A 21,234-nucleotide genomic window follows, 5' to 3' on the forward strand; every position below is an offset into this window, starting at 1 on the left:
ACGGTGTTTCGCTCAGCAGAATAGTCCGTGATCAGGTACGGGGTCAACGCAAACAAGCCCCTCACCTCGGCGGATGCCTGGTCAGCCGGGGCCGCAGCACCACCGCGGCCGCGATCGCCGCCACGGCGGCGACGAACGCCCCGGTACGGGCCGAGAAGGTGTCCCCCAGCCAGCCGTGCAGCATCGCCGCCCCCGGCCGGATGCCGAGGAAGCACATCGACCACAGGGCCATCACCCGACCGCGTACCTCGTCGGCCAGGCCGTGCTGCATGGTGGCGTTGACATCGCTGACGGCCAGCAGATAGCCGGCTCCGCCGAGGGCGATGCCGGCCGTGGCCATCACCGGGCCGGGACTGACCGCCAGCAGCACCATCCCGGCGCCCAGGGCGAACACCCCCACGGCCCCGGTGCGGCCACTTCCCATCGTGCGGCGCAGCCGCCCGACCCAGCCGGCGATCAACGCCGAACCGATGCCGAAGAAGGTGATGAAGACACCGACCAGCAGCTCCCCGCCACCGAACCCCTCGGCGAACAGGGGCGACAGGGTGTTGATCGGCTCCATCGCCAACCCGATCAGGGCCACCGCCACCAGGCAGCGCAGCAGTTCGGGACGGCCCCGCACATAGGTCAGACCGCCCAGGACCCCCAACCGGCCCCGCGGACGGGCGCCCGCGGCGGGCCGGGGCAGCCGTACGCGACTCAACGCCGCGGCGAACACCAGGAAACTGGCGGCGTTGACGGCGAACGCCGTACCGGCCCCGGCCAGCGCGTAGGTGGCCGCTCCGGCCACCGGACCGATGGCCCGGGACAGGTTGAAGGTCAACGAGTGCAGGGCGATGGCCTGGGGTACGTCCGCACGACCGACGATGTTGGGTACCAGCGCCTGCGCGGCCGGGCCGGTGACCGCCTGCCCCACCCCGGACAGTCCGACGAAGGTCAGCAGCAGCCACGGGTTCAGGGCGTCCAGGAAGGCCAGCAACGCCAGTACCGCGGCGGCGCCACCACCCAGGGTCTGCCCTACGATGATCAGCACCCGCCGGTCGGCGCGGTCGGCCACCGCCCCGATCACCGGGGCGAGGACCAGCTGCATGGCGAACTGCAGGGCGGTCACCAGACCCACCATGAACGCCGAGCGGGTCATCGCGAAGATGGTCAGGATCGCCGCGACGTTCTGGAACCAGGTACCGGTGTTGGACGCCAGTGACCCGAAGAAGTACGGACCGAAGCGGCGGTCCCGCAGCAACGCGAGACCGCCACGTCCCTCTTCTTCGGCTGGCCTGTCGGCCGGCGGATCGGCCGGGCGATCAGCCTGCCGCACCCGCGCCTCCCATGCCGTACCCCTGGGGGATGCCGCTGGCCAGGGAGGTCCACACGGACTTCGGGCGCAGGTAGAGCCGGGCCGCCTCGGTGCCGTTTTCCCGGCCGTAGCCGGACAGGCCGATGCCACCGAAGGGCACCAGGTCCGACAGCACCCGGTAGGTGTTGATCCACACCGTGCCGGCGCGGACCTGCCCGGCGAACCGGTGGGCCCGGGCGATGTCGGCGGTCCACACCCCGGCGGCCAGACCGAACTGGGTGTCGTCGGCCAACCGCAGGGCCTCGGCGTCGTCGCGGAACGACGACACCGCCAGCACCGGCCCGAAGACCTCCTCGCGCAGCACCCGGGCGCCCTCGTCGAGCCGGTCGAAGACCGTCGGCGGCACGAAGAAGCCGTTGCGCAGCCGCTCATCCTCCGGCAGGGCGGCCTGGGCCACCATCCGGCCGGCCGAACGGGTCTCGGCGATGAAGGCGGCCGTCTTGTCCCGCTGCGCCGCGGTGATCTGCGGACCCAGGTCGGTCTGGGCGTCGAAGGGGTCACCCACCCGCAGGGTCCGCACCCGGGCGGCCACCCGGTCGAGGACCTCGTCGTAGATGGACTCGTGCAGCACCAGCCGGGAACCGGCGATGCACATCTGGCCGCAGGAGGCGAATACCCCCAGCACCACGGCCTCGACCGCCCGGTCCAGGTCGGCGTCGGGGAAGATGACCTGCGGCGACTTGCCGCCCAACTCCAACGCGATCGGGGTCAGGTTGTCCGCCGCCGCGCGGGCGATCGCCTTGCCGGTGTCGTGGTGCCCGGTGAACACGATCAGGTCCACGTCCGGATGCGACACCAGGGCCGCGCCGGTCTCCCGGCCGCCCGGCAGCACCTGCACCAGCCCCTCCGGGATGCCCGCCTCGACCAGCAGCCCACCCAGCGCCAGGGCGGTCAGGGGGGTCTCCTCGGCCGGCTTGAGCAGGCAGGCGTTGCCGAAGGCCAGCGCCGGGGCGATCTTCTTGGCGGCGAAGAAGAACGGCACGTTCCACGGGATGACCCCGGCGACCACGCCGTGCGGCTCCGGCACCGTGTAGGTGTGGTACTCCGGCCCGACCGGGATGGTCTCACCGCGTACCTGCTCCGCCCAGCCGGCGTAGTAGCGGAAGCTGCCGGCCGCCCGGCGCACCTCACGCCGGGTGTCGCTGAGGATCTTGCCGGTGTTGCGGGTCTCGGTCGCGGCCAGGTCGTCGATCTGGGCCTCGATGAGGTCGGCGATCCGGTGCAGCACCCGGGCCCGGTCACTGCCGGTGCGCCGGGCCCAGGCGGGCTGAGCGGCGCGCGCCGCCCGGACGGCGGCGTCCACCTGCCCCGGGGAGGTGGGAGCGACGCTGGCCAGGACCTGGGCGTCGATAGGCGAGACGACTTCAGCCATCGGTGTTTCCTTCCTCGGCCGGGGTACGCGCCCGGCGTCGCGGGTCCATCGACCCGGTGAGATGTTCAGGCACCCAGACGTCCAGCACGGCCGGCACCCGGTCCCGCTGCACGGCGGTACGGGCCCGGTCCAGGGCGGCGGCCAGGTCGGCCGCGGCGACCACCCGTTCCCCGTAGCAGCCCTGGGATCGGGCGTGCGCCGCGAAGTCCGGCGAGGGGGTGAGGTGACCGCCCCGCACGGTGGGTTCGTTGACCGCCAGGCCGTCCGGGTAGTGGGCGGCCAGGGTGGTGGTGCCGGTGCGGTACCCGCCGTTGTTGACCACCACGGTGACCACCGGGGCGTCGCACTGCTGCTGCAGCCACAGGCAGGAGTCCGGGGAACCGAACAGGTACGAACCGTCCCCGGTGACCGCCACCGCGTGGGCGCCCCCGGCGGCGATGCTGGCGCCGGTCGCCGCCGCCACCGCCCAGCCGAGGCTGGACCCGCCCTTCTCGAACAGGGTGCCCGGTCGGGTGCGGCGGATCCTGGTGGTGTCGAACACCTCCCAGGTCAGCAGGTCGTCCGGGCGCAGGTGCCGGTCCAGGGCCGCGGCGATCAGGGCCGGGGTGGGTACCCCGGTGGCGGGTGCCGGATCGTCGGTGCGGCGACCGGCCGGGGCGGCGTCCCGGCGCCGGCGTACGGCGTCGGCGTCACCCGGTCCGGCCGAGCCCACCTCGGCCAGCACCGCGGCCAGGAAGGCCGCCGGATCGGCCGTGGTACGGGCGTCGGCGCGCAGTTCGTAGAGCGGGACCCGGCTCTCGATCGGGTCGGGGCCCACCCAGCCGATCCAGGCGTCGTCGCGCGGCTTCTCCAGCGCGGGCATCCACGGCACCGGGTGGTCCAGCACGATGATGACGTCGAACTGGTCCAGCGGATCGGCGCAGTGCCACCGGCTGTCGTCCGGCAGGTTCATCCGGTACCGGGAGGCGCGGACCTGCACACCGAGGGTGTCGGCCAGTTCGGCCAGCAGGGCCACGGCCTGCGGGTTCACCCCCACCCGGTCGGTGACGATGACCGGCCGCCGGGCGGTCGTCAGGCGGCGGGCCACCTCGCTGACCACCCCGGGGTCACCCGGTCCGAGGACCGGGATGCCGAGCATCTGGGCGCTGGGAACGGGTCGGTCACCGGCCTGCGGGTACCGGCCCACCTCCTCCGGCATCGCCAGGTAGACGGGGCCGCGCCGGGGTGCCAGCGCGACCTGCAGGCCGCGCGCCACCACCAGGCCGGCGTCGTCCAGGGGGGACAGCTTGTAGTCCCACTTGACGTACTGCCGAACGATCGAGCCCTGGTCCCAGCGTTGCTGCTTCCAGAACACCGGTGAGGTGCGGGACTCCGCCCGGGTGGGCGGATAACCCGACATGATCATGATGGGGTGGTCGCCCCACATCGCGTTGTGGATGGCGCCGCCGTGGTGCAGCAGCCCCAGGTCGGCGTGGGCCACGGTCATGGCCGGTCGGCCGGAGACCATGGTCTCGCCCATCGCGGCGGTCAGCGCTACATGCTCGTGCGGGCAGGTGATGAGCTCCGGGGTCGGCTCCCCCTGGTGGCGGGCCTGGGCGTTGGCCTCCTGGAAGGAGGTCAACTCGGAGCCGCTGTTGAACCACAGCCGCTGAACACCGCTGGCCGAAGCCGCCGCCAGCACCGCGGCTGCGGCGCTGGCGGCGGCCGGGCCGCCGGTCACAGGTTCCTCGCCCGATCGAGGTAGTCCTTGTAGATCAGCTTCTCGATGGGGGCCGCGGACTTGACCAGACCGGCCTTGATCAGGCTCTCCTGGCCGGACAGCCAGGTCTGCTCGTTCATCTGCAGGGCCTTGTCCGGGCCGGCGGCCAGCCAGCTCTCCACCAGCAGGGGCAGCTCGGCGCGGGCCTGCTCCGGGTTGGCCTCCGGGTTGTACTTACGCAGGTCGGCGATGACCTGGTCCCAGTTCTCCTCCTTGCTGGCGTACTCGATGGCCTTGAGTACACCGGCGAGGAACTTCACCGGCATGTCGCTGTCCGACTCGATCATCTTCAGGCTGGTGTTGTACGAGTCCGACGGCATCGGGGCGAACTCGTCGGTGCTGAAGAAGGCGACCTCGCCGATGTCCTTCTGGATGGTGGCCCGGTCGGTGTTGACGCAGACCCAGGCGTCGATCTCGCCCTTGCGGGCCAGCTCGTACGCGGCCGTGCCGACACCGGTGACCGGACGCTTCACCGTCTTGGGGTCCACCCCGGCGTTGATCAGCATGACGTCGAGCAGGTTCTCGGTGGCGCCACCGGTGGAGACGATGCCGCAGGTGCGCCCGGCCAGCTGGGCCGGGTTGCGGATCGCCTTGTCCGGCATGGAGACGACCTCGAACTGCGACTTCTGCCGCAGGCTGGCGATGCTGACCAGCGGCGCCTGCTCGTTGGCCACCGCGATGACCGCGTTGATGCCGTTGGCCCGGGTCAGGTCGGCCGAGCCACCGAGCACCGCCTGGATGGCGGTGGCGGTGCCCTGGCCACCCTTGATTTCCATGTCCAGGCCGTACTCGGCGAAGTAGCCGCGCTCCTTGGCGACCATGGTCTCCACGTAGCTCAGCGTCAGGCTGGACGCGGCCATGTAGGTGCCGGAGAGGCTGCCGTCGGCGTTGACCTTGGGGCCGTCGTCGCCGCAACCGCTGAGCAGCAGGGTCATGCCACCGGCGCTGGGCAGCAACAGCCCTGCGGTGGCGCCGGCGCGGAGGAACGAGCGCCGCGAGACCGGCGCGCCGATGGAACGGTCATTTTTCACGAGAAGCTCCCAGTGCCGAGGGGGGTAATGGATGGGGGGTGAGGGATATGAGGCAAGGAGAGGTCCGCCCGCGCCGCGTCGCGGCGCCGACAGGGATACGGATGGGCGGCTGGAACGAGAGGTGCGGCCGGTCAGGGGGTGCGACGCGGCTGCACGGACTCGTGCCAGGGGATCAGCAGCCGGCGGGCGCCGGTGACGATGCTGTAGAGGGTGAAGCCGAACAGAGCCATGATCAGGATGGCGCCGAACAGCTTGTCCACCTGGAGGCCGTTCTGCAGGTTGACCGCGTACCGGCCGAGGCCCTTGTCGCCGCCGAGGTATTCACCGACGATCGCGCCGATCGTGGCCTGCACGACCGCCAGCTCCATGCCGGCCAGGATGAAGGGCATGGTGTACGGCAGGTCCGCACGCCAGAACCGCTCCCAGCGCGAGGCCTTCAGGGTGGTCATCAGGTCGTGCATGGAGCCGGGCACCGACCGGATGCCGAACGAGGTGTTGATCAGCAGCGGGAAGAAGGCCAGCAGGGCGGCCATGACCACCTTGGACGACGGACCGAAGCCGAGCCACAGGATGAACAGCGGCACCAGCGCGACCTTCGGCACCACCTGGGTGGCGACGATGAAGGGTCGGGTGATCCGGTCGAACAGGGGGGACTTGCCGATCATCAGGCCGAGGCCGACACCCAGCACGATCGCCAGGGTCAGGCCCATCATGACCTCGTAGAAGGTCGTCCAGACGTGGGTCTTCCAGACGAAGGGGTCGGTGATCTGCTCGATGAAGGAGGAGAACACCGCCTCCGGCGGCGGGAGCACGAACCGGGACAGGTCCGTGAGCTCGACGTAGAGCTTCCAGGCCAGCAGGAACAGCGCGATCAGCAGCGGGCTGGTGTAGAAGGACAGCCAGCGGTTGTTGCGCAGTCGCTGCGACCAGGTCGGGGGTGGGGGCCGCAGGAGGTCTGCGGAAGCCGATTTCGGCGCCGACTGGCGCTGATCAGTAGTGGTCACGTGGACACCTCAAGTACGGGTCAGGCCGAGATGGCGGGGCGGGCTTCGCTGTCCTGCACCTCGCCGATCTGACGGCGCAGCTCGGCGGTCAGGTGGCGGAACTCGGCGGACTCGGTCATGTCGACGGTGCGCGGCCGGGGCAGCGTCACCTCGGTGATGGAGTGGATGTGGCCGGGCTTGGTCCCCAGCATCACGATGCGGTCGGCCAGGAACACCGCCTCGGAGACGGAGTGGGTGACGAAGACGACCGTCTTGCGGTTCTCCAGCCAGATGCGCTGCAACTCCACGTTCATCATGTCGCGGGTCTGCGCGTCCAGGGCGCCGAAGGGTTCGTCCATGAGCAGCACCTGGGGGTCGTGCGCCAGGGCACGGGCGATGGAGACCCGTTGCCGCATACCGCCCGACAGTTGGTGGGGGTACTTGTGCTCCGCCTCGGGCAGCCCGACGAGGGTCAGCATCTCGCGGACCTTCGCCGCGCGCTCCTGCCGACCCATGCCGGCCATCTCCAGCGGCAGGGCGACGTTCGCGGCCGTGGTGCGCCACGGCATCAGGGTCGCCTCCTGGAAGACGAACCCCAGCGGCCGGTCGGCGCGCTCAGGCTGGTCACCGTGGTCGAGGCTGACCCGTCCCACGGTGGGGCTCTCCAACTGACCGATGATTCGCAGCAAGGTGGTCTTGCCGCAGCCGGAGGGACCGAGCAGCACGACGAATTCACCGTCGGCGATGTCGAGCGAGACCTCACTCAGAGCGAGCATCGACTGCCCGCCGGCGCCGGCGAAGACCTTGCTGACGCCCTCCACTTTGATTGCACTCATGGAATCCCCTGTCGCCCACCGGGCCCGCAATTATCGCGAGATTGTTCGCTTGTGCAGTACGCCGTTCTGTTGGTGCGAACGTAAGCTATGTTCGGCGGCAAGGTCAATGGTCCGGGAGGCCGGACTGAGTCCGATTGGTTCCCCATAAATCCCCCGAATCGGGAGCAACCCCCATGAACTACCCCGCGCAAAGTACTGCGGTGCTGGTCATCGACATGCAGAACGACTTCTGCTCCCCCGCCGGAGCGATGGCGGCCCTCGGTGCCGACGTCAGCGTCAACGCCGATCTGGCCCGCCGTCTGCCGAGCTTCCTGGACCCGGCACGGGCCGCCGGTTGCCTGATCGTGTGGGTCCGGCAGGCCGCCCACGAGCAGCTCGTCTCACCGGCCCGCAGGGCCCGAGCCGTGGCGATGGGACGCAGTCCGCTCAGCGTCTGCGCCGCCGGTTCCTGGGGCGCGGAGCTGGCCGAGGGGCTGCGGCCGGAGCCGGGTGACTGCCACCTGGAGAAGACGCGCTACAGCGCCTTCGTCGGGACTCCCCTGCACAACCTGCTGCGGGCGCACGGACGCGAGCACGTGGTCGTGGTCGGCACGGCGGCCAACGTGTGCGTGGACTCCACCATCAGGGAGGCGTACATGGCCGATCTGGCCACCACGATGCCGACCGACCTGGTCGGCTGGACCCGCGCGGACCTCGCCGAGGCGGCGATCCGCAACCTGGGGTTCTACTTCTGCGAGACCACGACCTCGGCCGAGCTGCTGTCGGCCTGGTCCGCGGCGGACCGGGTCGGCTGACGCCGGACCGCCCGCCGACGCTCCCCCTGCTCCGCCGCAGCCGGAGCAGGGATGGCGGCGGCGGGCTGATAGCCCAGCTCCGCGCTGACCTGGCGGGCGGCGTCGGCCACCAGGTCGCCGTACTCGGTCAGCAGACGTGGTGAGAAGCGGTCCTGGGGGCCGCACAGCGACAGGGAACCGTAGACCTCACCCGAGGCCAGGTGGATCGCTGCGGCCACACTGGCGGCGCCGGCCTGTCGCTCACCCCGGCTGACCGCGTAACCCTGCTGCCGGATCTGCCGCAGGTCAGCCCAGAGCTGCTCCACGGAGGTGATGGTGGCGGCGGTCAGCGAGACCAGCTCATGGCCGGCCAGATACTCGGCCACCTCGGCATCGGGCAACGCCGCCAGGATCGCCTTGGACGACGACCCGGCGAGCAGCGAATGTCGGGAACCCAGGGTCACCGACATCCGGATCTCGTGCGGTGAGAGCACCTGATCGGTGTAGACCCGCATCCAGCCCTGCCGCATCGACAGGGTGGCGGTCTCCCCGGTGGCCTCGGACAACCGTCGCATGTGACGGTTCGTGACGGCCTGCACGTCGATGGCGCGCAACGCCGCCAGACCGACCGCCAGGGCACCCGGTCCCAGCCGATATCGCCGGGTGCCCTCGTCGAAGGTGACGAACTGGTTGGCGGTCAATTCCTTGAGAATGCGGTGCGCCACCGCCTTGGGGAGATTCAACTCCCGGGCGACAGTGGACACCCCGATCATCTCCGGGCTGCTCTCGGCGAGCAGATCGATCACGGCCAGCGCACGCCCGAGGCCACTTGTCGTGTAGCGGTGACCGTCCGCTGGTTCCATCACCGGCACCGCTGCTCTCCCATTCGGCCGCGAATCGTCGTACACCTTGCCGCACGCCGGCGCACGGTCCGATCGGGAATCCGCGCTAGCCGACGCTCAGTGTTGGATGCCGAGCATACTGACACGACGCAGATACTCTTTGGCGTCCTCGGGGTTTTCCGCCAACGCCCGCAGGCGAACCAGCCGTTCGCGGCGCCCGGACAACTCCACCCCGTCGGCCGAGGTGCGGTTCTCCGTCGTGGTCGGCTGCACGAACTGCTCGGCGATGGACCGACGGCGCTGCGCGTACGCCGCGGTGGCCGCGTCCTGGTCGGGCTCGGCCAGCGCGGCGGCGACCGCCACCGCGTCGTGGATGCCGGAGTTCAGCCCCATGCCCCCGGTGGTGCTGCTCAGGTGCGCGGCGTCGCCGGCCAGCAGCACCCGTCCGATGCGGAAGGAGGCGGCCAACCGCTGGTGGCTGCGGTACATCTGGTGCTGGCTCAGCGGCAGCTCCGACGCGTCCGGCCGGTCACCGAGCAGCAGCGCCACGGCGGCCAGGAAGTCCGGGTGGGTGCCCGAGGGCGGCTCGTCGTCGACCCCGGTGCCGGTCGACAGCGCCGCCCGCCAGATGTCCGGGGTCCGGATCAGCGAGAAACGGCCCCGCGGGCCGGACCAGTAGCCGACCGCGCCGAGGTCCGGCACCGCGTCCTCGAACCGGAACGGGGTGGCCACGACCAGGCTCATCGTCGGGTACGTGAAGCCGGGGAAGGGCACCTCCAGCAGCTTGCGGGCGATGCTGTGCGCGCCGTCCGCGGCGACCACCCAGCGGCAGGTCACCTCGCTGCGGGTGCCGTCGACCGCGACCTCAAGGGTGACCTGGTCGTCGTCCTGGCTGAGCCCGACGACCTCGTGGCCGAACCGGATGTCCACGTTCGGAGCCTCGGCCACCGCCTGACGCAGCAGCCGGACCAGCTTGTACTGCTCGTACTGAAGCCGGAAGGGGTAGCGGGTCTCGCCCTCCAGCAGCTCGTAGGAGAAGCGGGCGGTCTCCGGCAGCTCAAGGTCGCGGTAGTCCAGCCGGTGTACCCGGACCGCCTCCTTGAGCATCGGGGCGGCCAGATCCAACTCGTCGAGCAGTTCGGTCGTCGGCGGGTGAACGGTCGAACCCCGCCACTCCGACTGCACCTCGTCGGGTCCCTTTTCCAGCACGATCACCGGGATGTCGCGTTGGGCCAGGGCCAGGGCGGTAACCATACCCACTGGTCCGCCGCCGAGGACGACGACCGGTGCTTGCACGGGGTGGCTAGAGAGCGCCACGTTCACTCCTTCCCGCCGGCGATGTCGCCGACGAATCCGGTCATCTAGGACTGGGCCACGACGGCGGCCAGATGCCGCAACGCCGGGCTCGGCGACTCGCCCGCCAGGTGGGTCAACCCGGCGGTCTCCAACAGTTGCCAGGCGCCGGCCAGGTTCGAGGACAGAACCGGCACCGGCGCGGTCGGCAGGACCTCGTCGAGCGCGTCCAGGCTGGGTGCGCCCGTACCGGTCAACAACACCGCGTGGCCGGGCGGGAACCCACCCTCGGGCGCCTGCAACGCCTGCAGGACGGTGTCGCGCACGGTGGTCGAGGTCAGGTCGTAGATGGCACCCGTGCCGGGCACCGGCACCGGGGTGCCGACCGTACGGCCGGTCTGCCGCCAGAACTCCGCCGCCTGCTCGGTGAGCCAGGCCGGGTACGGCGAGACCAGGGTCAGGGTGCGTACGCCGAGGCGGTCGAGCAGGTGCCGGACCGCGCTGGCGGCGCCGAACACCGGGCTGCCGAGTCGGGCGGTCGCCGCGTCGTCGGTCTGCCGGGTCTCGGTACGCCCAGGACGGTAGTAGCAGCCGGTGCAGGCGTTGTAGGTGGCCGCGACCGCCATGCCCTGCAGGGTGGCGGCGGTGTCCGGCAGCAGTTCGGCGTACCGGTCCAGCCGCTGCGCCAGGGGGCCCTCCACGACCGGTAGCCGGGCCACGTGGTAGCGGATCTCCAGCGGCAACAGACGGCGGAGCTCGGGCTCCACCGTCGGGTTGGCCGGTGGAACGATGATGCCCAGAGCTTTTTCGACCACAGCACCCACCAAATCGTTCGACTGAGCCGTACGCCGTTCTACGTACAGGAACGATAGGGGCTGTGATGGGATCGGGTCAACCCATTCGTGATCGCTTCCGGAGCGCGCGCATACCCCGTTCCACCAGGCATGACACCTTCCTCAGGCGCGCCTGCGGGACCGACTCGGGCGCTCCGGGGTCACAGACCCCCACCGACGCGCAACACGGCGCCGGTGGTGTAGGAGGCCTCCGGGCCGAGCAGCCAGGCGACCGCGGCGGCGACCTCCTCGGGTTCACCGGGTCGGCCCAGCGGGATGCGGCCGGCGGCACGCTCGGGCCGGTCGGGTTGACCGGACAGGGCGTGGATGTCGGTGCGGATGATGCCGGGAGCCACCGCGTTGACCCGGATGCCCCGGGGAGCCAGCTCCTTGGCCAGCCCGATGGTCAGGGCGTCCGTGGCGGCCTTGACGGCGGCATAGTGGACGTACTCGCCGGGGCTGCCCAGGGTGGCCGCGACCGAGGAGATGTTGACGATGGCCCCGCCCTCGCTCATCCGGCGGGCGGCCTGCTGGGCACAGAGGACGTAGCCGACGAGGTTGACGTCGACGACCTCGCGCAGATCGGCCAGGCGCAGGTCGACGAAGGAGCCGATCGGGCTGGTGACGCCGGCGTTGTTGACCAGTCCGGTGATCGGGCCCAGTTCGGCGGCGGCCTCGAACAGGGCGGCCACCTGGTCGGGGTCACGGGTGTCGGCGCACACGGCGGTGACCCGTACCCCGGTGGCGCGCAGGTCGGTGGCGACGGCTTCGGCGGTGACCTTGTCGCGGCGGTAGCCGAGGGCCAGGTGGTGGCCGGTGGCGGCCAGGCGGCGGGCGGTGGCCGCGCCGATGCCACGGCTGCCGCCGGTGATGACCGTGACCGGTGTCATCGGCTCCCCCTGTCCCGAGGCGGTGGTGGCGACGTTACCGTGACGGTCGATGCGGTGGCAGCGTGCTGTGCTCCGGCACACCGGTCGTCGTGCGTCACGCAGCCCGCCCGGAAGCGGGGCTGATCTTCGGGTTGTCGGCGGCGGCTGGTATCAAGGCAGGCGGCTGAACATGTGTACGAGGGAGAGGTCGTGTGATGGGTGCCGCTGACCAGGGTTTGTCCGATGATGAGGTACGCGGCATCAGGGAGGCGTTGGCCGCCGGCCGCAAGCCGAAGGTGGTGTTCACCGCGGCGGCGGGTCAGATCGCCGGCCAGTTGGGACAGGTGGTCGAGTTGACCGACCCCTCGGTGTCCGACGAGTTCGTGGTGGTGCGGTTCGGGCGCGACGAGTTGCCCTTCTCCCCCGCCGACCTGGCGGTGGCGCCGCGCGGCGCGGGTCGTCGGCAGGCGGAGGCCAAGGCGGAGGCCAAGGTGGAGCCGACGCCGGTCGAGCCGGTGGCGGCGGAGCCGGAGTTCGTGTTGGACCGGGTGCCGCAGCCCCGTCAGGAGGAACCCACCGTGCAGGAGGAGTCGAAAGTGGAGTCGAAGCCGGCGCGGCGGGCCGTCAAGGCGACCAAACCCAAGTCCCCGTCGGGTTTGACGGTGACCCTGGCCTACGCCGAGGGAGAGTGGACGGTCGCCGCACAGCAGGGCGGCAAGGTGCTGGCCAAGCCGTACGTGGTGAAGCCGGCCGAGGCGCTGCGGATGGTGGCCCTGGTGGACGTGCCGGGGGTGCACGAGGCCGTGGAGCAGATTCTGGCGGCCGAGCGGGCCGAGGCCGAGCAGCAGGCGGAGAAGCTGCGGGCGGAGCTGGCGGAGATCGAGGCCCGGCTGGCGGAGCTGCGCGAAGCGGGCTGAGCGGCAAGGGTCGCAGCGGGGTCCGGGGTGCAGGCCCCGGACCCCGCTGCTGTGCTCAGAAGTAGTCCAGGGCCTGGGCGGGTGGGCCGGCGGCCAGCAGGTCCAAGGCGCCGGGGTCGGGTGTGGTGTGGTGCAGCAGGCCGGCCTCGGCCAGGGTGCGGGCGGTGCCGGTGGCGGTGTAGAGGCGGGCGAAGCCGCGCACACTCAGGTGCAGATCCGCCTCGGTGCTGCTGCGGTGCAGGTGGGCCTGGCCGTCGGCGACGGTGAGCTGCCAGGTGCCGGTGTTCCACTCGGCCAGATCGTCGGTCAGGGCGAAGGTGACCTGGCCGCGAACGTGGGCAGGCCAACCTCGGGTCTCCACGGCCCGGACGACGTCGACCGGCCGGTGCATCCAGGTGTCGTGTTCGTGCTGCCGGGCCAGTTCCAGGGGCAGTTGGGCGCTGACGGCGTCGCCGGGCAGGGGGGTCAGCCGCAGGGTGGGAGCGACGCTGTGCCAACTGGCCAGAACCCCGACGAGGGTACGGGCGGCCTCGGCGGTGCCGGCGAGGAGGTCCTCGACGGTCAGCACGGCCTCCGGGCCGTAGCCTCGGCCCCGGTTCCAGCCGGCGTACCCGACCAGGGTGTCGCCGTGTTCGACCAGGGTCAGCCCGTCGTACGGCAGGTCTTCGCCGAGGTGGAAGCGGGGGTGGGTGCGGGTGAGCAGACCGTTGCGGTGCCGGGCCAGGCGTTCGTACAGGCCGGTGGTGGCGGGCAGGTCGGCGGGGGTGCCGGCCCGTACGGTCAGGTGTGCCGGGCGGGGGTGTCGGGGCAGCGCGACCGTGGGCAGGTCGAGGGTGCGCAGCTCTCCGGTGATCTCCCAACCCAGGGCCCGGTAGGGGCCGGTGGTGGTGGCGAACAGGGTGCTGACGGCGGCGCCTCGTTCGTGGGCGCCGTGCAGCAGGGCGCGCAGCAGGGCCCGGGCCACCCCGGTACCCCGGGCCTCGGGGGCGACGGCGACCCCGGCGACGCTCGCGGCCGGTACGGTCGCCCCGCGCCACCACTGCTCGTCATGCAGGTCGACCGCCTTGCCGACGAGGGTGCCACCCCGGTCGTAGGCGCCGTAGCTGGTGCGCCCGGCGAGTGGGGCGGTCGGGGGTGGTGCTTGCGGGTCGGAGCCGAAGGTCAGGCGACCGAGCTGCCAGGCGGCGGGAAGGTCCTCGTCGGGGAGTACCCGGATGGTGGGCTGCACGCCCCTGACGATAGTGAGGTCCGGTCAGGTGGCGCGGGTGACGGGTCGGTGCCGGACCGGGAAGTTGACCGAGTTGGCGATGAAACACACCCGGTGGGCGTCGTCGTGCAGGGTGGTGGCGGCCTCGACGGTGTCCGGGTCGGCGACGGTGACCTGCGGGCGCAGGAGGGCCTCGGTGAAGTGGCCGCTGCCGGTGTTGTCCGTGGTCATGGTGCCGGTGGCGTGGTCGACATAGGCGGTGACAACGATGCCGTTGTCGGCGCAGAGGTGCAGGTAGGCCAGCATGTGGCACTGGGACAGGGCGGTGAGCAGCAGCTCTTCCGGGTTCCAGCGGGTGGGGTCGCCGCGGAAGGTGGGGTCGGAGCTGCCCGGGATCAGCGGGTGGCCCTCGGCGGTGATGTCGTGGTCGCGGCGGTAGTCGCGGTAGCCGCTGGTGCCGGTGCCGAGGTTGCCGGTCCAGGTGACCGTGGTGGCGTAGGTGTGGGTGTGCAGGCGGGGCATGGGGGTCATGGTGCCGCATCGGGCCGGGGGTGTGCTCCCCCGGCCCGATGCCCGGTCAGTGTTGCGGGATGTGGGCGACCCCGATGCGCTTGCGGAACACCCAGTAGGTCCAGCCCTGGTAGGCCAGCACGATCGGGGTGAAGATCACCGCCACCCAGGTCATGATCTTCAGGGTGTAGGGGGTGGAGGCCGCGTTGACCGCGGTCAGGGTGCCGGCCGGGTCCAGGGTCGAGGGCAGCACGTTCGGGAACAGCGCGGCGAACAGGGTGGCCACGGCCAGGGCGATGGCCACGGCGGTGCCGGTGAAGGCCCAGCCCTCGCGGCGTACCTTGGCGGCGGCCAGACCGCCGAGCAGGGCCAGGGCGGCGCCGACGGCGAACACCACCGCGGCGGTGCTGGAGCGGATGGTCAGGGTCCAGCTGAGGAAGGCCACCGCGAGCACGGCGGTGCCGACCCCCAGCCGTACGGCCAGGGCGGCGGCCCGTTCCCGGATGTCGCCGACGGTCTTCAGGGCGATGAACACCGCGCCGTGGGTTCCGAACAGGGCCGCGGTGGTGGCGCCACCGAGCAGGGCGTACGGGTTGAGCAGGTTGAACAGGCCGCCGGCGTACTCGTGGTCGGCGGTCAGGGGTACCCCGCGCAGGATGTTGGCGAAGGCGACCCCCCACAGCACGGCGGGGATGAGGGAGCCGAAGAAGATGGCGGCGTCCCAGCGTCGTTTCCACTGGGCCTCGGGGCGCTTGTGCCGGTACTCGAAGGCGACCCCCCGGGCGATCAGCGCCAGCAGGATCAGCAGCAGGGGCAGGTAGAAGCCGGAGAAGAGGGTGGCGTACCACTCCGGGAAGGCGGCGAACATGGCGCCGCCGGCGGTGATCAGCCAGACCTCGTTGCCGTCCCAGACCGGCCCGATGGTGTTGATCATTACCCGGCGTTCCCGGTCGTCACGACCGAGTACGGGCAGCAACATGCCGACACCGAAGTCGAAGCCCTCAAGGATGAAGTAGCCGGTGAACAGCACGGCGACGAGGAGAAACCAGATGGTGGTCAGTTCCACGGTGGGGCTCCGGGTCAGTAGGCGAAGGCGAGCGGACGGTCGGCGTCGTCGTCGGTGTCGTCAGGGTCGGGGTGGTCGCTGACGTCGGGCACCCCGGCCTTGGCGTAGCGCAGCAGGAGCTTGACCTCCACGACGGCCAGGACGGCGTAGATCAGGGTGAAGGCCGCGAAGCTGGTGAGGACCTCGGCCAGGGAGACGCTGCGGGACACCCCGTCGCGGGTGAGCATCTCGCCGAAGACGATCCAGGGCTGCCGGCCCATCTCGGTGAAGATCCAGCCGAAGGAGTTGGCCAGCAGGGGCAGGATCGGCATGGCCAGCCCGGCGCGCAGCAGCCACTTGCTGTTGGGGGTGGTGCGGCCCTTGCGGTGGGTCCAGAGGACCACCAGGGCGATGGCGGCGGCGGCCATCCCGAAGGCGATCATGAAGCGGAAGCTCCAGTAGGTGACCGGGATGATCGGGGTGTAGCTGCCGGGGCCGTACTGGGCGCTGTAGAGGGCCTGGAGGTCGTTGATGCCCTGCACGGTGCCGTTGGGGTCGCCGGTGCCGAGGTACGACAGCAGGTAGGGGATCTTGATGGCGAACAGCTCGCGGCTGCCGTCCAGGCTGCCGATGGTCAGTACGGAGAACGAGGCCGGGCTCTCGGTCTGATAGAGGCCTTCGGCGGCGGCCATCTTCATGGGCTGCACCTGGGTCATGATCTTGCCCTGGATGTCGCCGGTGATGGACACGGCGAAGGCGGAGATCAGGGTCACCCAGGAGCCGAACTTCGCGGCGAACCGGTAGGCCGGGGTGTCGGGGCTGTCGCGGTTGCGGATCAGGTGCCACAGGGCCACGGCGACCAGCAGGCTTCCGGCGACCAGGAAGGACCCGGCGATGGTGTGCGGGAAGGTGATCAGGGCGAGCTTGTTGGTCAGTACGGCGACGAAGTCGGTCAGTTCGGCGCGTCCGGTCTCGGGATTGAAGCGGTAGCCGACCGGGTTCTGCATGAAGGAGTTGGCCGCCAGGATGAAGTAGGCCGACAGGTTGGTGCCGATCGCGGCGGCCCAGATGCTGGCCAGGTGCAGGCGCTTGGGCAGCCGGTCCCAGCCGAAGATCCACAGGCCGATGAAGGTGGATTCCAGGAAGAAGGCGACCAGGGCCTCGATGGCCAGCGGGGCGCCGAAGATATCACCGACGAAGCGGGAGTAGTCGCTCCAGTTCATGCCGAACTGGAACTCCTGCACGATGCCGGTGACCACACCCATCGCAAAGTTGATCAGGAACAGCTTGCCGAAGAACTTGGTGAGCTTGAGGTATTTCTCGTTACCGGTGCGGTGCCACAGGGTTTGCAGGATGGCGACCAGGACGGACAGCCCGATGGTCAGCGGTACGAAGAGAAAGTGGTAGACGGTGGTGACACCGAACTGCCAGCGGGCGACGTCCAACGCGTCCACCTGCGACCCCCATGCTGCTCATACTACAAGACGTAGTAGATACTACCTCTCGTCGTACAGGGAAGTGCAGAGGCGAGGGGCCCGTACCGGCCCGGGACCAATGACCCTGCTCACCTCGGGCCGGAGGACCCGTCGGCGGCCTCCGGCCGTCATGGCGTCTCCTCGGCCCCCGTCCGAGCAGACGGGCGCAGGCGTGCGACCATCCCGCTGGTGGACCCTGTGCACTCCCCCTGGCGGCCGCCGCTGATCTGGCGTGCCGCGCAGGCACTCGCCCGTGTCGCGGTCGCCTTGCTGGCCCGGCTGGAGGTCACCGGCGACATCCCCGCCGCCCTGCGCGGCGGGCCGCTGATCCTGGCCGCCAACCACATCAGCCCCTTCGACCCGATCGTGCTCAGCGCCGCCTGCCGGCAACGGCGGATCGCCCCGCGGATCATGGCCACCGGCGGACTGTTCCGGACACCGGTGATCGGCGCGGCCATGCGCGCGGCCGGGCACCTGCGGGTGGACCGGGGCACCAGCGGGGTGCATCGGGCACTCGACGACGCGGTAGCGGCGGCCGCCGCGGGCTCGGTGATCCTGGTCTACCCGGAGGGACGCATCGGCCTGGACCCGGGACTGTGGCCCGAGCGCGGCAAGACCGGCACCGCCCGGCTGGCCCTGGCCAGCGGCGCCCCGGTCATCCCGGTCGCCCAGTGGGGCAGCCACGAGGTGCTCCCCTACCAGGCCCCCAAGGGGCTGCTCGGTGGGGTGGCCCGCGCCCTGCTGCGTCGGCCCCGGGTGCGGGTGCACTTCGGGGAACCGGTGCGGCTGGCCGACCTGTCCCCCGACCGTCCCGGCGTGGCCCGGCTGGCCACCGACCGGATCATCGACGCCCTCACCGACACCCTCGCCCCGCTGCGCCTGGACGAACCCGACCGGCCCCGGCACGTCGACCCCGGGCGGCCGGTAGACACCACCCGGATGCATCGCCGCCGCACCGCCGCAGACTGACACCGCCCCCCGTGGGTGGTTGGTCATCTCCCGGTCACCGACAGGTCCTCGGGGCCGGGCATACTGCGCAGCGTGCCACCCGGTTCCCGCTACCTGGACGCCGCGACTCCCCTGGCCTTCGCCCACCGTGGTGGTGCCGCCGACGGCGACGAGAACACCGCCGCGGCCTTCGCCCGCGCGATCGACCTCGGCTACCGGTACGTGGAGACCGACGTGCAGGCCACCGCCGACGGGGTGGCCGTGGTGTTCCACGACGCCACCCTGCGACGGGTCACCGGCCGGCCCGGCCGGGTGTCCGACCTGCGCTGGGCGGACCTGGCCACGGTGCGGGTCGGCGGGGCCGCGGCGGTGCCCCGGCTGGACGAGGTGCTCACCGCCTGGCCGCAGGTGCGGTTCAACATCGACGTCAAGTCCGACCGGGCGGCCACCCCGACGGTGGAGGCCCTGACCCGGACCGGGGCCGGTGACCGGGTGCTGCTCGCCTCCTTCAGCGACGCCCGGCTGCGTCGGCTGCGGGCGTTGACCGGGGAACAGGTCGCCACCAGCCTGGGGGTACGGGGGGTGGCCCGGCTGCGGTGGGCCTCGCTGACCGGGCGAGAGCTGCGGCTGCCGCCGTCCGTGGTGGCCGCCCAGGTGCCGGTGCGCTACGGCCGGCTGCCGCTGGCCGACCGCCGGTTTCTGCGTACGGCGCATCGACTCGGGTTGCAGGTGCATGTCTGGACGATCGACGAACCTGCCGAGATGCACGAGTTACTTGATCTTGGTGTTGATGGCATCATGACCGACCACGTCGGCGTGCTGCGCGACGTCTACCGCAGCCGCGGCCTCTGGGCCGCCTGAGCACCTGGGACCCGAGATGGCCGAGACGGCGACCCCCGCCGCGCAGGATGACACCCCGCCGGTGAACAGCACCCGCCGGGAGCGCACCGGCTGGTACTTCTACGACTGGGCCAACTCGGCCTTCCAGACCACCGTCATCACGGTGTTTCTCGGGCCCTTCCTGACCAGCGTGGCCAAGGTCGCCGCCGGGTGCCAACTGGAGGCCGACGACTGCACCGGGTACGTCTACCCGCTGGGCATCAAGGTCGCCGCCGGCTCCTTCTACCCGTACCTGATCTCGCTGTCGGTGCTGCTGACCGTCTTCGTGCTGCCGGTGATCGGGGCGATCGCCGACCGGTCGCTGCACAAGAAGCGGCTACTGGCCGCCACCGCCTTCACCGGCGCCTTCGCCACCATCGGCATGATCTTCGTGACCGGGGACCGGTACCTGCTAGGCGGTGCCCTGTTCATGGTCGCCAACATCGCCTTCGGCGCGGCGATCGTGGTCTACAACTCCTTCCTGCCCCAGTTGGGCGGCCCGGACGAACGCGACGGCATCTCCAGCCGGGGCTGGGCCCTGGGCTATCTCGGTGGTGGCGTGCTGCTGGCCCTGAACCTGGTCGCGGTGCAGTCCTTCGGCGACGGCACCGCCGAGCGGACCCTGGACCTGGCCCGCTGGTCGATCGTCTCGGCGGGTCTGTGGTGGGCGGCGTTCACCCTGGTGCCGCTGCGCTGGCTGCGGGAACACCCCACCGCGGCGGCCCTGGCCGCCGGGGGCCGGGGCAACGTGCTCACCGACGGGTTCCGGCAGCTCGGCCGCACCCTGCGGGAGATCAAGGCGTACCCCCTGACCTTGTTCTTCCTGCTCGCGTTCCTGGTCTACAACGACGGCATCCAGACCGTCATCACCCTGGCCAGCCAGTACGGCACCGAGGAGTTGCGGCTGGACCAGAGCACCCTGATCGTGACGATCCTGCTGGTGCAGTTCCTGGCCTTCGGCGGCGCGTTGGGCCTGGGTGCCCTGGCCGGGCGGATCGGGGCCTGGAAGACCGTGCTGCTGAGTCTGGTGCTGTGGACCGCGGTGATCATCGGGGCGTTCCGGTTGCCGGCCGAGGCCCCGCTGCCGTTCATGATCCTCGGCGCGGCCATCGGCCTGGTGCTCGGCGGCAGCCAGGCGCTGAGCCGCTCCCTGTTCAGCCAGTTGATCCCGGCCGGCAAGGAAGGCGAGTACTACGGCTTCTACGAGATCAGCGACAAGGGCACCAGTTGGCTCGGCCCGTTGGCGTTCGGCCTGGTGTTCCAGCTGACCAACTCCTACCGGGTCGGTCTGGTCTCCCTGCTGATCTTCTTCGTGGTCGGGTTCGCCCTGCTGCTGGCGGTGCCGATGCGGCGGGCGATCATCGCCGCCGGCAACACCCCACCCCGGGTGCTCTGAGGCACATCGCCGCACCGGCGGTGACCGGCCCGAGGTCCCCGATCGGCTAGGCTGCCCGTCCGTGACGAGCCCCGCAGATGCCGTACCGACCTGTTTGTCCCGGCCCGCACTGGGCGGGCCGGGTGACACCCCGGCCGGGTGTGTGGCCGCCCGGGGCGCCGACGGGCGTCCCGCGCACGCCGCCGCGCTGCGGTTCTACTGGGGGCCGATGGACTGCGGCAAGTCGACCATGGCCCTGCAGATGAACTACAACCACGCCCGGCAGGGCCGGCGAGGGCTGGTCACCACCCGCATCGACCGGTCCCTGGGCCCGCAGGTCACCACCCGCATCGGGCTGGCCCACGAGGCCATCGAGATCACCGACGAGGTGGACCTGCGGGCCCTGGTCCGGGATGCCTGGGCCGACGGGGTACGGGTGGACTACCTGATCTGCGACGAGGCCAGCTTCTACTCCGTGGAGCACGTGGAGCAGATGGCCGAACTGGTCGACAGCCACGACGTAGACGTGTACGCCTTCGGCCTGGCCACGGACTTCCGGTCCTGCCTGTTCCCCGCCGCCCAGCGGCTGTTCGAGCTGGCCGATTCGGTGGCCCGCATCCAGGTCGAGGTGCTCTGCTGGTGTGGCCGCGAGGGGCTGCTCAACGCCCGGGTGGCCGGTGGTCGGGTGGTCCGCGAAGGCGAGCAGGTCGTGATCGGTGACACCGTCGACACCGCCGAGGTGCGGTACCAGGTGCTGTGTCGGCGTCACCACCGCAGCGGCGACCTGGGGCCCCGCGCCACCGCCCCGGCCTGAGAGCGTCTCCCACGCCGTACCGGATAACGAAACGATCACTGCTGCCAACCTTTGCCGGGGTCCGACCCCTTCTGGTCCATGACGGCGGTGATCAGGAGCGGACAACGGCCCGCGGA

20 protein-coding genes are annotated in these 21,234 nt (G+C 71.0%); 6 read left to right on the plus strand and 14 right to left on the minus strand.

Annotated elements, in window-relative coordinates:
- Positions 1-61: 61 nt before the first annotated feature.
- From ACGFIK_RS11510 to ACGFIK_RS11535, 6 genes are all read right to left on the minus strand, one after another.
- Positions 62-1,318, minus strand: a complete 1,257-nt coding sequence (locus ACGFIK_RS11510) for an MFS transporter (RefSeq protein ID WP_327025927.1) — start codon at positions 1,316-1,318, stop codon at positions 62-64.
- Positions 1,305-2,729, minus strand: coding sequence for an aldehyde dehydrogenase family protein (locus ACGFIK_RS11515; protein ID WP_327025928.1), 1,425 nt, complete (start codon positions 2,727-2,729; stop codon positions 1,305-1,307). Before ACGFIK_RS11515 ends, ACGFIK_RS11510 begins: the two co-directional genes overlap by 14 nt.
- Positions 2,722-4,449, minus strand: a complete 1,728-nt coding sequence (locus ACGFIK_RS11520; protein WP_327025929.1) for a thiamine pyrophosphate-dependent enzyme — start codon at positions 4,447-4,449, stop codon at positions 2,722-2,724. The genes ACGFIK_RS11515 and ACGFIK_RS11520 overlap by 8 nt, the downstream gene beginning before the upstream one ends.
- Positions 4,446-5,519, minus strand: a complete 1,074-nt coding sequence (locus ACGFIK_RS11525) for an ABC transporter substrate-binding protein (protein WP_327025930.1) — start codon at positions 5,517-5,519, stop codon at positions 4,446-4,448. Before ACGFIK_RS11525 ends, ACGFIK_RS11520 begins: the two co-directional genes overlap by 4 nt.
- 131 nt (positions 5,520-5,650) lie before the next feature.
- Positions 5,651-6,523, minus strand: coding sequence for an ABC transporter permease (locus ACGFIK_RS11530; RefSeq protein WP_327025931.1), 873 nt, complete (start codon positions 6,521-6,523; stop codon positions 5,651-5,653).
- A gap of 20 nt (positions 6,524-6,543) precedes the next feature.
- The gene (locus tag ACGFIK_RS11535) at positions 6,544-7,338 is read right to left on the minus strand and encodes an ABC transporter ATP-binding protein (protein ID WP_327025932.1); all 795 of its coding nucleotides are present in this window, start codon (positions 7,336-7,338) and stop codon (positions 6,544-6,546) included.
- Between the two features lie 173 nt (positions 7,339-7,511).
- Between ACGFIK_RS11535 and ACGFIK_RS11540 the strand changes: the two genes are divergently transcribed.
- On the plus strand, positions 7,512-8,132 hold the full coding sequence (locus tag ACGFIK_RS11540) for an isochorismatase family cysteine hydrolase (protein ID WP_327025933.1): 621 nt from the start codon (positions 7,512-7,514) through the stop codon (positions 8,130-8,132).
- Here the strand turns inward: ACGFIK_RS11540 and ACGFIK_RS11545 are convergent.
- From ACGFIK_RS11545 to ACGFIK_RS11560, 4 genes are all read right to left on the minus strand, one after another.
- Positions 8,063-8,974, minus strand: coding sequence for an IclR family transcriptional regulator (locus ACGFIK_RS11545; RefSeq protein ID WP_327025934.1), 912 nt, complete (start codon positions 8,972-8,974; stop codon positions 8,063-8,065). The two genes, ACGFIK_RS11540 and ACGFIK_RS11545, sit on opposite strands and share 70 nt — an antisense overlap.
- Before the next feature lie 96 nt (positions 8,975-9,070).
- A complete protein-coding gene (locus ACGFIK_RS11550; RefSeq protein ID WP_327025935.1) occupies positions 9,071-10,270 on the minus strand; it encodes an NAD(P)/FAD-dependent oxidoreductase in 1,200 nt (399 codons plus the stop codon).
- A 44-nt stretch (positions 10,271-10,314) separates the two neighbouring features.
- Positions 10,315-11,061 (minus strand): hypothetical protein, encoded by a 747-nt coding sequence (locus tag ACGFIK_RS11555; protein WP_327025936.1) that lies wholly within the window; start codon positions 11,059-11,061, stop codon positions 10,315-10,317.
- Between the two features lie 179 nt (positions 11,062-11,240).
- Positions 11,241-11,969 carry an SDR family oxidoreductase gene (locus ACGFIK_RS11560; RefSeq protein WP_327025937.1) on the minus strand — a complete coding sequence of 243 codons (729 nt, stop codon included), beginning with the start codon at positions 11,967-11,969 and terminating at the stop codon, positions 11,241-11,243.
- 194 nt (positions 11,970-12,163) lie between these two features.
- Between ACGFIK_RS11560 and ACGFIK_RS11565 the strand changes: the two genes are divergently transcribed.
- Positions 12,164-12,865, plus strand: coding sequence for a hypothetical protein (locus ACGFIK_RS11565; protein WP_327025938.1), 702 nt, complete (start codon positions 12,164-12,166; stop codon positions 12,863-12,865).
- Positions 12,866-12,920: 55 nt separating this feature from the next.
- Here the strand turns inward: ACGFIK_RS11565 and eis are convergent, their stop codons facing one another.
- The 4 genes from eis to ACGFIK_RS11585 are packed head-to-tail and all read right to left on the minus strand — an operon-like array spanning position 12,921 to position 17,081.
- Entirely contained in the window at positions 12,921-14,093 is a 1,173-nt protein-coding gene (eis, locus tag ACGFIK_RS11570) for a GNAT family N-acetyltransferase (protein WP_327025939.1), read from the minus strand.
- Between the two features lie 24 nt (positions 14,094-14,117).
- A complete protein-coding gene (locus tag ACGFIK_RS11575; RefSeq protein WP_327025940.1) occupies positions 14,118-14,603 on the minus strand; it encodes an OsmC family protein in 486 nt (161 codons plus the stop codon).
- A gap of 46 nt (positions 14,604-14,649) precedes the next feature.
- Positions 14,650-15,648 (minus strand): cytochrome d ubiquinol oxidase subunit II, encoded by a 999-nt coding sequence (gene cydB, locus ACGFIK_RS11580; RefSeq protein ID WP_393339044.1) that lies wholly within the window; start codon positions 15,646-15,648, stop codon positions 14,650-14,652.
- 14 nt (positions 15,649-15,662) lie between these two features.
- On the minus strand, positions 15,663-17,081 hold the full coding sequence (locus tag ACGFIK_RS11585) for a cytochrome ubiquinol oxidase subunit I (protein WP_327025942.1): 1,419 nt from the start codon (positions 17,079-17,081) through the stop codon (positions 15,663-15,665).
- A 210-nt stretch (positions 17,082-17,291) separates the two neighbouring features.
- On the opposite strand from ACGFIK_RS11585, the gene ACGFIK_RS11590 reads away from it, so the two are divergent.
- From ACGFIK_RS11590 to ACGFIK_RS11605, 4 genes are all read left to right on the plus strand, one after another.
- Complete coding sequence (locus tag ACGFIK_RS11590) at positions 17,292-18,071, plus strand: lysophospholipid acyltransferase family protein (protein ID WP_327025943.1); 780 nt, start codon at positions 17,292-17,294, stop codon at positions 18,069-18,071.
- A gap of 72 nt (positions 18,072-18,143) precedes the next feature.
- Positions 18,144-18,911, plus strand: a complete 768-nt coding sequence (locus ACGFIK_RS11595; protein WP_327025944.1) for a glycerophosphodiester phosphodiesterase — start codon at positions 18,144-18,146, stop codon at positions 18,909-18,911.
- Between the two features lie 16 nt (positions 18,912-18,927).
- Positions 18,928-20,325: an MFS transporter gene (locus ACGFIK_RS11600; protein WP_327025945.1), complete on the plus strand. Its 1,398-nt coding sequence runs from the start codon at positions 18,928-18,930 to the stop codon at positions 20,323-20,325.
- A gap of 61 nt (positions 20,326-20,386) precedes the next feature.
- Positions 20,387-21,118 (plus strand): thymidine kinase, encoded by a 732-nt coding sequence (locus ACGFIK_RS11605; protein WP_393339048.1) that lies wholly within the window; start codon positions 20,387-20,389, stop codon positions 21,116-21,118.
- Positions 21,119-21,234: the final 116 nt, after the last annotated feature.

Origin of the sequence: Micromonospora sp. NPDC048871 (assembly GCF_043198155.1) — a bacterium.
GTDB lineage: Bacteria > Actinomycetota > Actinomycetes > Mycobacteriales > Micromonosporaceae > Micromonospora.

What these genes read in the sequence shown, in the direction of transcription:
- ACGFIK_RS11515 (WP_327025928.1), bottom strand. Translation starts at nt 2,729, where the DNA reads ATGGCTGAAGTCGTCTCGCCTATCGACGCCCAGGTCCTGGCCAGCGTC.
- ACGFIK_RS11535 (WP_327025932.1), bottom strand. Translation starts at nt 7,338, where the DNA reads ATGAGTGCAATCAAAGTGGAGGGCGTCAGCAAGGTCTTCGCCGGCGCC.
- ACGFIK_RS11540 (WP_327025933.1), top strand. Translation starts at nt 7,512, where the DNA reads ATGAACTACCCCGCGCAAAGTACTGCGGTGCTGGTCATCGACATGCAG.
- ACGFIK_RS11545 (WP_327025934.1), bottom strand. Translation starts at nt 8,974, where the DNA reads ATGGAACCAGCGGACGGTCACCGCTACACGACAAGTGGCCTCGGGCGT.
- ACGFIK_RS11560 (WP_327025937.1), bottom strand. Translation starts at nt 11,969, where the DNA reads ATGACACCGGTCACGGTCATCACCGGCGGCAGCCGTGGCATCGGCGCG.
- ACGFIK_RS11565 (WP_327025938.1), top strand. Translation starts at nt 12,164, where the DNA reads ATGGGTGCCGCTGACCAGGGTTTGTCCGATGATGAGGTACGCGGCATC.
- ACGFIK_RS11575 (WP_327025940.1), bottom strand. Translation starts at nt 14,603, where the DNA reads ATGACCCCCATGCCCCGCCTGCACACCCACACCTACGCCACCACGGTC.
- ACGFIK_RS11600 (WP_327025945.1), top strand. Translation starts at nt 18,928, where the DNA reads ATGGCCGAGACGGCGACCCCCGCCGCGCAGGATGACACCCCGCCGGTG.